Annotated in this window: 14 protein-coding genes; 2 read left to right on the top strand and 12 right to left on the bottom strand. The window is 56.8% G+C overall.

The features are described 5' to 3' along the window. Positions 1-262: 262 nt before the first annotated feature. From K0A93_11835 to ptsP, 9 genes are all read right to left on the bottom strand, one after another. Positions 263-1,318 (bottom strand): sulfate ABC transporter ATP-binding protein, encoded by a 1,056-nt coding sequence (locus K0A93_11835; GenBank protein MBW6512781.1) that lies wholly within the window; start codon positions 1,316-1,318, stop codon positions 263-265. A 4-nt stretch (positions 1,319-1,322) separates the two neighbouring features. After that, positions 1,323-2,207 (bottom strand): sulfate ABC transporter permease subunit CysW, encoded by an 885-nt coding sequence (gene cysW / locus K0A93_11840; GenBank protein ID MBW6512782.1) that lies wholly within the window; start codon positions 2,205-2,207, stop codon positions 1,323-1,325. 11 nt (positions 2,208-2,218) lie between these two features. After that, positions 2,219-3,052 (bottom strand): sulfate ABC transporter permease subunit CysT, encoded by an 834-nt coding sequence (gene cysT, locus K0A93_11845; GenBank protein ID MBW6512783.1) that lies wholly within the window; start codon positions 3,050-3,052, stop codon positions 2,219-2,221. Positions 3,053-3,127: 75 nt separating this feature from the next. Then, the gene (locus tag K0A93_11850; protein ID MBW6512784.1) at positions 3,128-4,123 is read right to left on the bottom strand and encodes a sulfate ABC transporter substrate-binding protein; all 996 of its coding nucleotides are present in this window, start codon (positions 4,121-4,123) and stop codon (positions 3,128-3,130) included. Between the two features lie 155 nt (positions 4,124-4,278). Beyond that, positions 4,279-5,232, bottom strand: a complete 954-nt coding sequence (gene cysK / locus K0A93_11855; protein MBW6512785.1) for a cysteine synthase A — start codon at positions 5,230-5,232, stop codon at positions 4,279-4,281. Between the two features lie 89 nt (positions 5,233-5,321). After that, positions 5,322-5,783, bottom strand: coding sequence for an Rrf2 family transcriptional regulator (locus K0A93_11860; GenBank protein MBW6512786.1), 462 nt, complete (start codon positions 5,781-5,783; stop codon positions 5,322-5,324). A gap of 145 nt (positions 5,784-5,928) precedes the next feature. Continuing rightward, complete coding sequence (locus K0A93_11865) at positions 5,929-7,578, bottom strand: putative manganese-dependent inorganic diphosphatase (GenBank protein ID MBW6512787.1); 1,650 nt, start codon at positions 7,576-7,578, stop codon at positions 5,929-5,931. Positions 7,579-7,618: 40 nt separating this feature from the next. Beyond that, complete coding sequence (locus K0A93_11870; protein MBW6512788.1) at positions 7,619-8,218, bottom strand: 50S ribosomal protein L11 methyltransferase; 600 nt, start codon at positions 8,216-8,218, stop codon at positions 7,619-7,621. After that, the gene (gene ptsP, locus K0A93_11875) at positions 8,205-10,589 is read right to left on the bottom strand and encodes a phosphoenolpyruvate--protein phosphotransferase (GenBank protein ID MBW6512789.1); all 2,385 of its coding nucleotides are present in this window, start codon (positions 10,587-10,589) and stop codon (positions 8,205-8,207) included. The genes K0A93_11870 and ptsP overlap by 14 nt, the downstream gene beginning before the upstream one ends. A gap of 214 nt (positions 10,590-10,803) precedes the next feature. Here ptsP and K0A93_11880 point away from each other — a divergent pair, with 214 nt between their 5' ends. After that, a complete protein-coding gene (locus K0A93_11880) occupies positions 10,804-11,058 on the top strand; it encodes a hypothetical protein (GenBank protein MBW6512790.1) in 255 nt (84 codons plus the stop codon). Here the strand turns inward: K0A93_11880 and K0A93_11885 are convergent. The 3 genes from K0A93_11885 to K0A93_11895 form a co-directional block, all read right to left on the bottom strand. Continuing rightward, positions 11,024-13,303 carry a sigma 54-interacting transcriptional regulator gene (locus K0A93_11885; protein ID MBW6512791.1) on the bottom strand — a complete coding sequence of 760 codons (2,280 nt, stop codon included), beginning with the start codon at positions 13,301-13,303 and terminating at the stop codon, positions 11,024-11,026. The genes K0A93_11880 and K0A93_11885 overlap by 35 nt on opposite strands. Before the next feature lie 154 nt (positions 13,304-13,457). After that, the gene (locus tag K0A93_11890) at positions 13,458-14,465 is read right to left on the bottom strand and encodes an ATP-binding cassette domain-containing protein (protein MBW6512792.1); all 1,008 of its coding nucleotides are present in this window, start codon (positions 14,463-14,465) and stop codon (positions 13,458-13,460) included. After that, complete coding sequence (locus tag K0A93_11895; GenBank protein ID MBW6512793.1) at positions 14,465-15,421, bottom strand: ABC transporter ATP-binding protein; 957 nt, start codon at positions 15,419-15,421, stop codon at positions 14,465-14,467. The genes K0A93_11890 and K0A93_11895 overlap by 1 nt, the downstream gene beginning before the upstream one ends. 171 nt (positions 15,422-15,592) lie before the next feature. Between K0A93_11895 and K0A93_11900 the strand changes: the two genes are divergently transcribed. After that, on the top strand, positions 15,593-16,450 hold the full coding sequence (locus tag K0A93_11900) for a PHP domain-containing protein (GenBank protein MBW6512794.1): 858 nt from the start codon (positions 15,593-15,595) through the stop codon (positions 16,448-16,450). The last annotated feature ends 89 nt before the right edge of the window (positions 16,451-16,539 follow it).

Here is a 16,539-nt window from a genome sequence, read left to right on the forward strand (position 1 = left end):
AAAAGTGAGAAACTCGCCATTTTACAAACACGGGATACGTGCGTCCGGGATTCACGTTAAAAGCTAACCATTTAATTTTAAGAGATTATAGATTCAGCTTGACAGGCGGACTATAGAATGTCCCTCTTAGATGCTTTGCCTCGGCAAACGCAAAGGGGACTAAACTGTTACCGTCTCAATGTCCTTGTGCCAGAAATCCGGAGAGGTCGGGTTTTCGTTACGCTCCATGGCGTCCTCCTTGCGTCTGGGCCGGAAAGACCGGTCAGATCTGGTAATCGGGTACGAAGACCCGGATGTTGGTTGGCTGGATGTACACCTGTTCACCGATTTTCAGCTCCAGCTGCCGGTATTGCTCGCGGGGTAGCTCGGCATGCACCGTTTCACCGTTATCGACGCGGCGCAGCTCAACCCGTGGCAAAGCCCCGGCTCCCTGGATAAAGACCACCTCGGCAGCGATATCCGCTGCCGATTCGGCGCGGCGGAGAATGCGGATATCACCGGGGCGCACATAGCCGATATTCACCCCATCGCTGTCGACCGGGAAGGTGCTTTCGCCATGCTGTCCGCCGCTTTCATTCACCCGACAATGAAACAGATTAACGTTACCGAGAAATCCATAGACAAATGGATTGGCCGGGTGGTCATAGACCTCTTCCGGGGTGCCGACCTGTTCGACCTTCGCCTGATTCATCACCACCACCCGGTCGGCCACTTCCAGCGCCTCTTCCTGATCGTGAGTGACAAAGACGCTGGTGACGTGGATTTCGTCATGCAGCTTGCGCAGCCAGCGGCGCAGCTCCTGGCGGACCTTGGCATCGAGCGCCCCGAACGGCTCGTCGAGGAGCAGCACCTTTGGCTCGGTCGCCAGCGCCCGGGCCAGGGCGACGCGCTGGCGTTGGCCACCGGAGAGCTGGGCGGGATAACGATCAGCCAGGTTGTCAAGCTGAATCAGACCCAACAGCTCATGCACGCGGGCGCTGATCTGTGCTTTGCCCGGACGCTCGGCGCGCGACTTGACCGTCAGCCCGAAGGCGATGTTGTCAAAGACCGTCATGTGCCGAAAGAGGGCGTAGTGCTGAAAGACGAAGCCGACCTGGCGCTCGCGCACTTTGCATTGCGTGGTCTCCTCGCCGTCGAAATGAATGCTGCCGGCATCGGGGGTTTCCAGCCCGGCGATGATCCGCAGCAGGGTGGTTTTGCCCGAGCCGGAGGGACCGAGCAGGGCGACCAGCTCGCCGGAAGGGACGTTGAGATCGATCTGGTCGAGGGCGGTGTAATGGCCGAAATTTTTCGAGATGTTCTGGATCTGAATTCCCATGGGATTATTCCACTCCAATCGGTTTGCTGGTGGCTTTTACTTTCTGGCGAACTTTTCTTTCCAGCAGCGCCTTGGCCACCAGCGTCAAAAGCGCCAGCAGCGCGAGCAGCGTCGCGACCGCGAAGGCAGCGACAAAGTTATATTCGTTGTAGAGGATCTCGACATGCAGCGGCAGGGTGTTGGTCAGCCCACGGATATGCCCGGAGACGACCGAAACGGCGCCGAATTCCCCCATCGCCCGGGCGTTGCAGAGAATCACGCCGTAGAGGACCCCCCAGATGACATTCGGCAGAGTGACCCGGAAGAAGATCTGCCAGCCGCTGGCGCCGAGGACCAGCGCCGCCTCCTCCTCTTCGGTCCCCTGCGCCTGCATCAGCGGAATCAATTCACGGGCGACAAAGGGGAAGGTGACAAAGATCGTCGCCAGCACGATGCCGGGGACGGCGAAGATCAGCTGAATATCGTGGGCCTTGAGCCAGGGTCCGAGCCACCCCTGCAGACCGAACAGCAGCACGTAGATCAGGCCAGAGATGACCGGCGAGACCGAAAACGGCAGATCGATCAGGGTGATCAGAAACGCCTTGCCGCGAAACTTGAACTTGGTGATCGCCCAGGCGGCGGCGATGCCGAAGACCAGGTTGAGCGGCACACTGATCCCCGCCGCGATCAGGGTCAGACGGATCGCCGCCAGGGCGTCCGGTTCGATAATCGCCGCCCAGTAGGCGCCGAGCCCCTTCTCCAGCGCCTGAACAAAAACCGCCACCAGCGGCACGAACAGAAACAGGGCGAGAAAGATCAGCGCCAGACCGCTGAGCAGCCAGCGGACCAGTTTCGGCTCGGTCAGGGCGGCGTCGCCAAGCGTGTTCGGAGTTATCGATTGCGTTGTCATGGTCTTCTCCCTCAGCCTTCGGCATGGCGCCGGCTCCACCACTGGATCAGATTAATACTCAGCAGAATCAGAAACGAAAAGAGCAGCATCACCGAGGCGATGGCTGTGGCGCCCGCGTAATCGTACTGCTCCAGCTTGGTGATGATCAAAAGCGGGGTGATCTCCGAGACCATCGGCATGTTGCCGGCAATAAAGATCACCGAGCCATATTCACCGATGGCGCGCGCATAGGCCAGGGCAAAGCCGGTCAACAGCGCCGGGGTGATAGCCGGAAAGATCACCCGGACAAAGGTCTGCCAGCGGTTGGCGCCGAGGCAGGCGGCGGCCTCTTCCAGCTCTTTCTCCAGATCCTCCAGCACCGGCTGCACCGTACGCACCACAAACGGGATGCCGATAAAGGTCATCGCCACCATGATTCCCAACGGGGTGTAGGCGATCTTGAGCCCCAGCGGTTCGAGGTAACGGCCGATCCAGCCGTTGCTGGAGTAGAGTCCGGCCAGGGTGATTCCGGCTACCGCCGTCGGCAGGGCAAAGGGGAGATCGACCAGCGCGTCGATGATCCGCTTGCCGGGAATTTTGTAGCGCACCAGCACCCAGGCGACCAGCAGACCAAAGACGCCGTTGATCAAAGCGGCAATCAAGGCCGCGCCGAAGGTCAGGCGGAAGGAGGCGAGTACCCGCGCCGAAGAGACGGTGCCCCAGAAGTCGACCCAGGAGAGGGTGGCGGTCTTGAACAGCAGGCCGGAGAGCGGAATCAGGACGATCAGGCTCAAATAGAGAATTGTGAAGCCCATCGCCAGGCCGAAACCGGGGAGGACGCTGCGCTGTTTGAGAACGAAGTTCATACGTGATACTCCCTGCGGTCGCCCGCTCAGGTCAGGTTTGCCGGGGCACGAAGGGTGTGCCCCGGCCAATGACAATTACCGTGACGGGACGTAGATCTGGTCAAAGGTGCCGCCGTCGGCAAAATGGGTCTTTTGAGCTTTTTGCCAGCCGCCGAACAGTTCGTCGACCGTGAACAGGTTGACCTTCGGAAACCGGGCGATGTCGGCCGGATCAGCATGCTCGGGAGCGACCGGCCGATAGTAATGCTTGGCCGCCAGCTTCTGCCCGACCGGACTGTAGAGGTATTCGAGGTAGGCCTTGGCCACCTCGAAGGTGCCATGTTTTTTCGCTACCTTGTCGACCACCGTCACCGGCGGTTCGGCCAGAATGGAGACCGAAGGGACAATGATTTCGAACTGGTCGGGGCCAAGTTCGTTGATCGCCAGAAACGCCTCGTTCTCCCAGGAGAGGAAGACATCGCCGATCCCGCGCTTGACGAAGGTGGTGGTCGAACCGCGGGCACCGGAATCGAGAATCGGCACGTTTTTGTAGAGAGCGGTGACGAAGCCGCGGGCGGCTTTTTCATCACCAGCATTCTTTTTCAGCGCGTAGCCCCAGGCGGCGAGATAGTTCCAGCGCGCGCCACCCGAGGTTTTCGGGTTGGGGGTAATGACCGCAACACCCGGCTTGATGATGTCGTCCCAGTCGTGAATCCCCTTGGGGTTCCCCTTGCGCACCAGAAAGACGATGGTTGAGGTGTAAGGGGCGCTGTTATGCGGCAGGCGTTTTTGCCACTCCTTGCCGAAATGTCCGGTCCGCTCGGCGATGGCGTCGATATCATACGCCAGCGCCAGGGTGACCACGTCTGCTTCCAGACCGTCGATAACCGCGCGGGCCTGCTTGCCGGCGCCACCGTGAGACTGGTTCACTTTGACGGCATCACCGGTTTTAGACAGCCAATGTTTGGCAAATACCTCATTGTACTCTTTGTAGAGTTCACGGGTCGGGTCGTAGGAGACGTTGAGCAGGGTGTACTCCTTGGCTGAAGCCGCTCCTGTAATCAAAAGCAGGGCTGCAAACACCAGAGTCATTATTGATTTAAAATTGACCGTTCGCATTTTTCATTGTCCTCAAAGGTTTTTCGTTGCTTCCAGTTGTCCGGTGAGCTTCGCGTTTCGGTTATGTTTTCGGGCCTCCGGGTCCTCCGGTGAGCTTCGATGAAAGCCGTTTGGCGAAAGAAAAGATCTCAAACGATCCCCTCGTACAGTACGCTCGAAAGGTAGCGCTCGCCGGAATCGGGCAGAATCACCACGATTTTTTTGCCGGCATATTCAGGCTGAGCCGCCAGGCGCGCGGCGACGGCCACCGCTGCGCCACAAGAAATCCCGGCCAGGATGCCCTCTTCTTTGGCCAGGCGACGGGCAAAGTCGATCGCCTCGTCGTTGCTGACCTGCTCGACCTGGTCGACAAAAGACAGGTCGAGGGTCTCCGGAATGAATCCCGCGCCGATCCCCTGGATCTTGTGCGGACCGGGCTGGATGGCTTTCCCGGCAAGGTGCTGACTGATGACCGGCGAATCGGTCGGTTCGACCGCTACCGAGTGCAGCGACTTCCCCTTGTCTTGTTCAAAATACTGACTGATACCGGTGATTGTTCCGCCGGTGCCGACCCCGGAGATCAGCACATCGACATCGCCGCCCGTTGCCTCCCAGATTTCCGGACCGGTGGTGCTGCGATGAATGGCCGGGTTCGCCGGATTCTTGAATTGATGCAGCAATACGTAGCGGTCCGGTTCAGCGGCGGCCAGTTCTTCGGCGGCCGCAATCGCACCACCCATCCCTTTTGCGCCAGGGGTCAGCACCAGGTTGGCGCCGAACGCCTTGAGTACCTTGCGGCGTTCAAGGCTCATGGTTTCAGGCATGGTCAGGGTGATGGGAATACCGCGCGCGGCGGCGACAAAGGCCAGAGCGATTCCCGTGTTGCCACTGGTCGGCTCGACGATCTCTTTGCCCGGACTGAGCAGCCCTTTTTTCTCGGCGTCCCAGATCATCGCCGCGCCGATGCGGCACTTGACCGAGTAGGCCGGGTTGCGCCCCTCGATCTTGGCGAAAACTTCAGCGCCACCAAGGGCGATGCGGTTCAGTTTGACCAGCGGGGTGCCGCCGATGCTGAGGGAATTGTCAGAAAATGTCTGGCTCATGGTTTTCTCCTTTGGCTAGGATAGGTCTGGTTATTGTCTTCAACTTAAGCCACTAGTCTATCGATTTTATAGACTAATAGTTAAAAAAATTAGATGCTGTAATCGATCACTTTTTTTGCTTTTTTTGCCGCATCGCTGGAGCGCACGAGAACTTCTTTCACGCTTGTGTTATCAAGGATATTGGCGACCGCGTCACGCACGTCCTTCATCACCAGGCGGATGCCACAACTCTCTTCGTCATCGCACTCGGTACACTTCTGATAGGCTGTTGCGCTGACACAGGGGACCGGTGCCAAGGTTCCGTCCAGAACCCGAACCGCGCTCCCCATGGTGATCTGCGCAGGATCTTTGGCCAGAAAATAGCCGCCACCTTTCCCCTTGCGACTACCAAGGATACCGGCGTTTTTCAGATGCAACAGGATCAGCTCCAGGAATTTCTTGGGAATACCTTCCTGTTCGGCCAGATCGCCAATCTGCACGGGACCCGCGCCATATTTGCGCGCCAGAGCCAGTAAGGCCAAAAGACCGTATTTGGTTTTTTTTGAAATCATAAACTATTATCCCTATGGTTTTTGTAGAGTAATTGCAGATAAACGATTTGTCAACTGTTTTTTTCTAACACCGCTTTTTGGGGCCTCAGCGCAAAAGTTATGGGGTGACAGGGTGCTTGCGAAATTGCGGGATGACGGTTACGGCTCAGCTTTTAATCATTTTCAAAAGCTGCGGAACCAGTTGTTTTTTGCGCGATAAAACGCCTTTGAGTTCGTAAAGGTTGCGGTCGAGCAGCGGGTAGCCGATGATCAGTGGCAGTTCCTTGGTCCCCAGGGCGAGGAGCAGGCTTGTCCCTTTTACAATATCGGTAACCAGCAACCCGATCATGTCAAGCTGTTTGATTTCCTTGATTTCGTTCAGGGCAACTTCAATCTCATCGCGTAATTCGTGAAATTCCTGAAAACTTACCACCTCGATCTGGCCGATACCGAAGGTTGTGGAGCCGGTGGTAAATTCTTTGAAATCGGACAAAATCAGGGCCTGTCTGGTGGGATAGGCGGCGAGGGTGCTCCCCGATTGAAAGAGCCGACGCCCGAATTCAGCTACTTCCAGACCCGATAGCTCGCCCAGCCATTGGGACAATTCCCGGTCGCTGTCCGTGGTCGTGGGTGACTTGAGGATAACGGTGTCTGACAGCAATCCGGCGAGCAACAGCCCGGCGTAGACCGGCTCCGGAACGATGTTGGCCTGTCGGTAAAGTCCGGCGACAATGGTACAGGTACTGCCGAGCGGCTGGTTGATGAAACGGATCGGCAGGTCGGTGTGAAAATTGCCGAGGCGATGATGATCGATGACCTCCAGAACTTCCACCTTGTCGGCGCCGGGGACCGCCTGCGACAGTTCGTTGTGGTCGACCAGGATCAGTTTGACCGGGGAGGGGCCAAGGAGGTTACTTTTAGTTGCCATGCCGACCACCCGCCCATCCCGATTGAGGACAATGGCCCCCGGATCACGTCCGTGCATGAGTTTAAGCCGCAGATCGTCGACCCGGTCAGTCAGGGTGACAGTCGTCGGTTGGCTCTCGATCACCTGTCCCACCGGAGTCGACAGACGGGTCAGCCAGGCGCTGGTCGCGGAATCAAGGGGGGTCGAGAGGATCGTTACCCGATTTTTTTGTCCCTGCTCGATTAATGCGGCAGCGACCGGCAACCCACCGGTGACGACAAGAATCCGCACCCCGATGTCGATGCACTGCTGCTGAATGTTCTGCCGGTCGCCCGTAATGACAATCATGTTGCGGGGGTCAAGCGTTTGCATTTTCTGATGAAAGGTTGCGGCGGCCATGGCACCGACATAAAGCTCAAGTTTCTCTATTTTTTCCGTTTGGTGGCCGGTTAATAGCTGCGCCCTGAGGCAGGCGCGAATTGAGTCCGGCGATGCATTGACCCGACGAATTTCCGCTTCGATTCCCGAAACCAGGATATGTTCGGTGACACGTTTGAGGATCAACAGTCCCAACGGACGACCGTCGTCATCGATCACTGGCAGTTGGCGGATATCGTGTTGATGAAACATTTCCAGCGCTTGTGACAGGGGGGTGTCGGCAGTTATCGTAACGACGCGGTCGGTAATGACATCCTCGATCCGGGGGTAAACGTCATTGAGCAGCCGCGGTGCGGTCAGTCCCAGTTCGTTAAGTACAAATTCGGTTTGCCGGTTGAGGATACCCGCCCTGGCCGCATGCACCTCTGCGCATCCTTGACGCTGACGTAGCCGGGCATAGGCCATGGCACTGCAAATTGAGTCGGTGTCCGGATTACAATGGCCGATGACGTAGATGGTTTCCTTGCGCATGCCGAAAATCTCCCGGTGATTGAATAAATTAGGTAGAACTTTATACCGGTGCGTGGAGAATTACCGAGCTGAACTCATTCAGCATGCGGTTGGCCATGACTGTGCATCCCAGCCTCTCGTAGCACTGCCGTACCGGAAAGTTGTCTTCCCACAAGATGCCCGACAACAGCAGCGTCGCCCCCGGCTGGGCCCGGTCGACAAGGGAGCGAGCTACAGCGACAAGGATATCACCATAAATATTGGCCAAAATCAGGTCGAAGTCGCAGCTATCAACATGATTCAACGTGCCGTGAATATGGGTGAGCCGATCGGACAGGTTGTTGCGGTGTCCGTTAAGCCGGGCGGTGGCGACCGCATCGGCGTCAATATCAACACAGACAGCGTGCGCCGCGCCGAGCTTGAGAGCGGCCAGCGCCAGGACGCCGGTCCCGCTGCCGAGATCGAGGACGCGGGAGTTACGCAGAGCAGGCAAAGTGGAGAGCAGATTAAGGCAGCTGGCGGTGGTTTCATGTTCCCCGGAACCGAATGCTCCGCGCGACATGATCAGATCAATCCGCGCGGAAGGGGGGGGATGCTGGTCAGGGGAGACAATGCGAAACCGTTCGCCGATCAGTAATGGAGGGAAATTATTTAGGCTCATTGGCTGAATTCATCTGCGGTGCCGCAAAACAGATGTGCGGCAGGGTATCGGTGATTTTTTTCGTCACACGTGTCAAATGATCGCGAATGGCACGACGTTCAGCCATCTTCAGAACCGCCGCCGTCGCCTCCTCTGCCGTCTTGATGTCGAGTTGATGCAGAAACGCCTTGGTGCGTGGGACAAACGGTGCGGCCATCGAAAATTCACGAATCCCCATGCCGACCAGGACGGTCAGGCTGAGCGGGTCAGAGGCCATTTCGCCGCACAGGCAGAGCCCCTTGTTTTGCTTCCGGGCAACGCGGATGACGTGATGCAGGGCGCGCAGAACGCCGGGATGAAGCGGGTCATAGTAGCCGTTAACAAGAGGATTGTTACGGTCGGCGGCCAACATATATTGCACCAGGTCGTTGGTGCCCAAGGCGAAAAAATCAACCTCGTGGGCAAATTCCTCGGCCAGCTGAATTGCCGCCGGGACTTCGATCATAATCCCGATCGGAACCGAGTCCGTCGCGAGAATCCCCTCGGCAGTCAGCGCCTGACACGCCTCGGCAACAACCTCCCGGCAGCTGCGAATCTCTTCGATGCCGGAAATCATCGGAAAAAGCAATTTGATCGGTCCGTGCATGGCCGCCATCAGAATCGCTTCGACCTGAGTCCTGAAAATGTCTCGGTTGTCAAGTGACACCCGCACCGATCGCCAGCCCATAAAAGGGTTGTCTTCACGCGGCGGCTTGAAGTAGGGAAGCGCCTTGTCACCACCGATATCAAGGGTGCGGATGGTGACCGGTGCGCCATTAAAGCCTTCGATCACCTTGCGGTAAAGCAGGTACTGATTGTCACGATCAGGAAAATCACCACTGGTCATGTAGGGGAACTCGGTCCGGTAAAGTCCGACGCCATCGGCACCGTTGCGCAGGGCGACGCCAATGTCGCTGATCAGACCGATATTGGCGCGCAGGGTGATGACGGTTCCGTCCGCCGTGACCCCCGCCTGATCGAGGAATTCATCGAGTCGGGTTTGCTCACGATCACTTTCGACCTGGATCCGTTGATATTCCTCGACGATGTCGTCGTTGGGGGCGATGTAGAGACAGCCGGAATTGGCGTCAAGGATAACCGGTATCCCTGGAAATATCTGATCGCACACACCCTTGACACCGACCAGCGCGGGGATGCCGAGCGACTTGGCCATGATGACGGCGTGCGAGTTTTTCTCTCCGTTTTCGGTAACGATACCGAGGACTTTTTCATGGTCGAGAGCGGCCATGTCGGACGGCAATATGGTCTTGGCTATCAGCACCCCGGGGGTGAGCAGGGTGAGGGACAACTTCTCCTGACCAAGCAGGTTGCCGAGCAGTCGACGACCGATATCCTCCATGTCGGCGGCGCGCTCGCGCAGGTAGGGGTCATCCATGCGTTCAAAGATGCCAATATATTCTCCGACGATCTTTTTTAAAGCGTAGAGCGCGCTGTGGTGATTGTTGATTTCCTGCTTGATGCGTTCGAGAAAGGTGCGATCTTCCATAATCATCAGGTGCGTGTGAAAGATCGCGGCATCATCTTCGGAGAGTTTTTCCGCGACACGTTTTTCCAGGTAGATGGTTTGAATCCTGGTCTTTTCAAGGGCAGTTTCCAGGCGCTTAAGTTCACTCTCGGGATCAACGCCGGTTTCCATCAGCACGTCGGCGAAGCCGATGTCGTTATCGAGAAAATGTGCGGCTCCGGAAGCCAGTCCGGGATAAGCGACCGTTCCGCGGAAAACGTTGACCGCAGCGGGGTGGTCCTCTTTGCCGGGGCCGGATAACGGTAAGAGGCTGTCCGGATGAGTCATGGCCCGCCGGTTTTCCGTGGCTTGCCGGTTGATTGCGTCGAGCAGTCGCGCGTTGGTGACCACCGAGGAAACCTGAAAGGCAATCGTTGCCAGGGTACTGATTTCTTCCGGGCTGAATTCGCGGCGCAGTTTGGTCTGGATAGCCATAACGCCGATCGGCTGGTTGCGATCAAAGAGCGGGACGCCGACAAAGGAGTGAAAACGTTCTTCACGGGTTTCCTTGAAATAACGGTAGCGGGGATGCTTTTCCGGATCTTCAATGGAGATGATGCGGCGTTCTTCAATCGCAAGACCGGTAAGGCCTTCATTGATTTTCATGGTGACGCGGCCGACGGCGCGTTTTGAGAGACCCTTGGTGGCGCGCAGACGCAGGGTTTCTTCATCATCGAGCAGATAGATGGAGCAGACCTCGGTGCGCATGCGTTTGGCCACCAGGGCGACGATATTGCTCAAGGTCTCGTCCAGATCGTGTGATTGTAAAATCAGCGCACTGATATCTTCCAGAGTGGTGATGCCGAGCGGGGTCAAGCGTCTGGGCATAAAAACCTCCAACAGGTCTGCCGACCTCAATAGCCCCCTGACTTAAAAGGTCGAGCAACCAAAAACTGCCAGCGCGAATTATACAATAGATAGGGTCGGCTTGGCAAAAAAAACGCCGTACGGGGGAGAGAGAGCCCGGTACGGCGTAAAGGGGGCATGAATTCAGCTGTCTGAGTGGATTGCCCGTGCATTCATCACTCATAAAGCATTAAATGTGCCAAAACAAATCAAAGTCTATAAATATGACGAAAAGGGTGAGAATGGCGTCGTTCCGGGAGCGGCAATGCCTGAAATCTGGCAAAGGCGTGACATGGATGGCACAGTTGAGTGTTGTGAAATAGACACAAGTCGGGAAATGGCGGCACATGTGGTCAAATTTTGGCACATTGATTTCGGTCAGCGTATTTATTGTGCCAAGCATGGCACAGTCGTGGTCATGCGTTTTTGGTTCGAAAATCAGCGCTGTTGATGCCGCTGCGCTGGAGCATGCGATAGAAGCTGCGGCGCGGAATGGAGGCGCGTTGTGCGGCGTTGGTAACGTTGCCGCCCGATTCCAGCAGGCAGCGTTTCAAAAGCTCGGTTTCTGCCTGTCCGGCGCGATTTTTTACCTGATCACGTAAATCGCTGTATTCGTCGCTTCGTTCCGCTGTGCGAATAAGTTCGGCCAGCGCGACCGGCAGATTTTCAAACCGGATGATGTTGTCTTGGGTCAGAACTGCTGCCCGCTCAATGATGTTCTGCAGTTCTCGGATATTCCCCGGCCACGGGTAGCGAAACATGGCCTGAATGGCCCGCTCGTCGATCCCGGCAATCTCCTTGTTGAGTCGCTTGCTGGCACGCTTGAGAAAGTGGTGTACAAGTTGTTCGAGTGATTCGATACGGTTGCGCAGCGGTGGCATGGTGATGGTGAAAACATTGAGTCGATAGAACAGATCCTCGCGAAACCACCCCTCGCGGACGCCGTTTTCCAGATTTTTATTGGTGGCCGCGATCAGGCGAACATCGACTTCCAGGGTTCGATTGTCGCCGACCGGGCGAATCTCGCCGCTGTCGATAACGCGCAGCAATTCGGCCTGCACCTTGGGGGAGATGTCGCCGATTTCGTCGAGGAAAATTGTTCCCCCGTTCGCCGCCTCGAAGAGCCCCTTTTTATCGCTGCCAGCTCCGGTGAAAGCGCCCTTCTTGTAGCCAAACAGTTCGCTTTCGAGGAGATTGTCAGACAGCGTTGTACAATTCACCGTGACCAGCGGCTTGTCGGCGCGCAGGCTCTGGCGATGAATGGCCCGGGCAGTCAGCTCCTTGCCGGTGCCGCTTTCGCCGCGAATCAGCACTGTGGTTGGCGTCGGTCCGACCTGACTGATTAAATTCTGCGTCTCGATGGTGCGTTGATCATTGCCAACAATATCTTCGTCACCGAACTTGTCCTCCAGTGCCCGTTGTGCCAGTTCATATTTCTGGGCAAGCTTGATACTGTCTTCACTGAGGTTCTTGATCAGGTAGGGGAGGCACATGGCGTGCTCGGCCAGCCCCTGATAGACGGCGACGGCATACTCGCGACATGTTGCGTAACCACAGGCTCCGCAGTCAAGTTCGTCGCTCTGTTCAAATTTGCGGGTTTTTTCGAGGATGCGGCGAATGACCTCTCCTCCGGGGGTCTCCAGGCGTTTGCATTTGTTGCTGAAGCGTCGTGACAGATCGAGCCCGGGGGGTGGCTGCTGATAACAGCGGTCGGTGGAAAAGGGGGTTTTGCAATGGGCGACAAAATCGAGGATATGACTGCGCTTGGAAAAAGTGGTCAGACGATTGTTACGTCCGGGGCCGCTGATACAGCCACCGCTGCAAAAACGGATATCGACGTAACGCGGTTTGACACGTCCCGCGGCAAGATCCTTGATGATCTCGATGGCCCCGTCTTCGCCTTCGATGGAAATAAAGTCGGGTGTAAAATGGTCGTTACGCACGCCAAACGCCTGAAAAGGGCCACCGGAAATGGCAAAGGTGCGTCCAGTTTTTGCCGGGAGACCATTGAAAGGTGTGGACGGCAGACGGGTCAGGTCGATCCCCTCATTGTTCAACATCTGCCGCAGTTCCTGATAGGTGAGCACAATATCGACCGCCCCGGCGACCGGTTCAGCATTGATTTCAAATTTGCCGGCGATGCAGGCGCTGATGTAAATAACCTTGGTTCTGGCGCTGCGCTGCGCTTTGATAAAACGACCAATCGCAATCATCGGTGAAACGATTTTGGCGAGATTGCGGAGCAGCTGCGGCGCGTGCCGTTCGACCAGATCGACGATGGTCGGACAGTGACTGGAGAGGATCGGCGCGCCTCCGGACTGATTGATGATATCGGTGTAGGGACCGTTGACCAGGTCGACACCGAACGCCCCTTCATGCACCTCGGCGAAGCCGAGGCGGCGGATTCCGGTGACCAGTTGCCCCGGTTTGATGTCGTGGAAAAAAGCGGGGAATGAGCAGCCGAGGACCGCGACAACATCGACAGAATCATGCAATAGCCGCCGTGCCTTTTCAATGCTGTCAGTAATCTGCTTGGCCGATTGAGAACACAATCTGATACATTTACCGCACCCGATACAGCGCTCGTTGATGATTTCGGCGCAATTATCCACTATCTTGATTGCCTTGACCGGACAGTTACGGATACAGGAATAGCATTCACGACAGCGTTCGCGAATTGTGGTGATCGGTTCCATCGGCGCTCCTTGTCTCAAAGAGCCCGATTGTGCCATGTGTGACACGTATAGTCAATAATCTAACATGTTGTTTTTCGATGATAATTCGTTATTTATGGAAAAATTTAATCGTGATATGAGAAATGTGTGCTCTTAATGGCACAATGACGGTATTTCAGTCCGCAGGTGCAGTCGGATCCTGACGGCGGAAACGCCCGACCTCGGTGCTGTAGTGACATGCGGTCCAGCGTCCCGGCATGACTTCTTCGAGTTCCGGCGCAACTTGTACGCAGAGGGGGCGTGCATAGGGACAGCGCGGAGAAAGGGCACATCCACTCGGCGGGTCGACGGGTGACGGAATCTCACCGCCGAGAATCCGGCGCTTGCCGCGTTGCCTCGGATCAGGGATCGGGGCGGCGTTCAGGAGTGCTTCGCTATAAGGGTGCAGGGGATGCGTGTAGAGTGCTTCGGTGGCCGCCAATTCAACAATTTTTCCAAAATACATCACCGCGATACGATCACTGACATGACGAACGACCGCCAGATCGTGACCGATAAACAGATAGGTCAGCTTTAAGCGGCGTTGCAGGTCGCAGAGCAGGTTGATTATTTGCGCCTGAATCGAAATATCCAGCGCCGAAACCGGTTCGTCGGCAATAATCAGCTGCGGGCGGGTAATCAGCGCGCGGGCGATGCCGATTCGTTGCCGTTGTCCACCGGAAAATTCATGCGGAAACCGGTCATAATGTTCCTCATCCAGGCCGACGGTACGCAGGCAGTCAACCACTTGAGTGCGCAGATGACCATTTCCCAGCCGGTGGATTTGCAGCGGTTCACTGAGGATCTGGCCAATCCGCATGCGCGGATTCAGCGATGAAAATGGATCCTGAAAAATCATCTGCAGTTCGCGCCGCAGCGGGCGCATCTGGCGTTGCGAAAGGGTTTGCAGCACTTGACCGGCGAAACGGATTTCACCGCTATCTGGTTCAAGCAGGCGCAGAATCAATTTACCGATCGTCGATTTGCCGCACCCCGATTCGCCGACCAGCCCCAGCGTTTCTCCGCGGTAAAGCGCAAAAGAGACCCCCGCAACAGCCTGGAGGCGACGTTTTGGCCCGCCGAAGGCGGTCGCGGAGACACTGAAGCTTTTGCTGAGGTTGGTGACTTCGAGTAGCGGTTCCATCAGTCTTCCCAGCAACGAACCAGATGGCGCGGGGCAATTTCGCGCAGCAACGGCACGTGATTGTTGCGCGGAGCAAAAGGCGCGGGGCATAGATCGAGAAAGCTGTGCGTTGCGCTACCGTCGGCAGCTGCACGGTGCGGTTTGTCGATCGTTCCCAGTTTATCCGGAGTTTCATTCAGTCGGGGTAAACACGCCAGCAGTCGACGCGTGTAAGGATGCGTGGGGGTGGCAAACAATGCTTCAACCGGAGCTGTTTCCATAATCAGTCCGTCGTACATAATCGCCACCCGGTCAGCACTTTCGGCAACCAGACCGAGATCATGCGTGATCAGCAGCGTCGCCATGTTGCGTTCCCTGCGCAGATCATCGAGCAGCTCCATGATTTGCGCCTGAATCGTGACATCAAGCGCCGTGGTCGGCTCGTCGGCGATCAGTAATTCCGGGTCACAGGCCAGGGCCATGGCGATCATCACCCGCTGGCGCATCCCTCCGGAGAGCTGATGCGGATATTCGCGCAAGCGCTGACGTCCGGCCGGAATCCCGACCCGCTGGAGCAGCTCCGCCGCCGCGTCAAGCGCATCGCGACGGCTCAGGCCGATATGGAGACGCAGCACCTCACCAATCTGGTCGCCGATGGTCAGGACCGGATTCAGTGAGGTCATCGGTTCCTGAAAGATCATCGCGATGCGGTTGCCACGAATGCGTTGCATTTCGGTCAGCGGAATGCGCAGCAGGTTCTCTCCGTCGAAGCTGATGGACCCGTTGACGATCCGTCCCGGTTCGGGAACCAGGCGCAGCAACGAGAGGGCGGTGATCGATTTGCCGCACCCCGATTCTCCGACCAGGGCCAGCGTTTCGCCCCGGTCGATGGTGAAGTCAAGTCCGCGCACCGCCTTGGTCAGGCCGCCGTTGGTGAAAAAATAGGTATGCAGATTGTTAATGTGCAGTAGCGACATGGTTGGCTATTCGATTCATAAGTAAAGATGCGCAGACAATTTACGCGTAAAATCCCGGCTGGTCAAGTGCTGGAAGAGATTGTAAATCTGCTGTGATACGATACTTTGTCTTGGCCCGATTCTGATTTCGGGGTACATTTAAATTATGCTGAGACTGAGGTAACGATAACTATGGCCGGTTCAAAATATATCGATCTACATCTTCACAGCAACTGCTCCGACGGCATTCATCCCCCGGAAACCGTTGTGCGCATGGCGGCGGACGCCGGTGTATCGGCGTTGGCGATTTGCGATCATGATAATATCGCTGCCTGCCAGACCGCGCTGACTGCCGGGCGCGCCGCCGGGATCGACGTCTTGTCCGGGGTCGAGCTGTCGGTTGTCCACGACGGCATTGTTGACATCCATCTGCTCGGCTACGGCTTCGACCCGCAACATCCGCAACTGGTTGCCAGGCTGAATGAATTTCAGCAATTTCGTCAGCACCGCAACGCGCAAATTGTTGACAATATCAATAACCGTCTGCGCGACCACGGTCACGAACCGCTCAATTTTGACGACGTTGTCTCCCGTGCCGGAGGGGCACTCGGTCGACCGCATATTGGCCGGGAGCTGATTGAGCGTGGTTATGCCCGATCGTTGGAGGAGGCATTTCAACGTTATCTGGTGCCCTGTAATGTCGAAAAACGGTTCTTTCAGATCGATGAAGCGATGGCCCTGATTCATCAGGCGGGGGGAGTGGCGGTGCTGGCGCATCCGGCTTTCATTCGAATTGATGATGAATACTTCCGGCACCTGCTCGACAATTGCGTTGCCCTCGGACTCGACGGCGTCGAATGCCATTTCGGCGGTGTCATCCGTCAGCGGATCGACTGGTACATTACCGAAGCACGGAGGCGCAAGCTGCTGGTGACCGGCGGGTCCGATTATCACGGCGACGCGGGCAAAAAGATCGGCTTTTGCGGGATGGGGAATCTGCGGATACCTTATGCGTGTTACGAGGAAGTCGTGGCGGCGTTGGGACGGTAACCACCGCAGGAATCGCGCAAAAAGGGGAGCAGGTGCGGTGGGATGACTCCCTGCTGACGTGCGTCAAGGTAACTCGAACCGTCATTCAA

Source organism: Desulfuromonadaceae bacterium (assembly GCA_019429445.1).
Lineage (GTDB): Bacteria > Desulfobacterota > Desulfuromonadia > Desulfuromonadales > JAHYIW01 > JAHYIW01.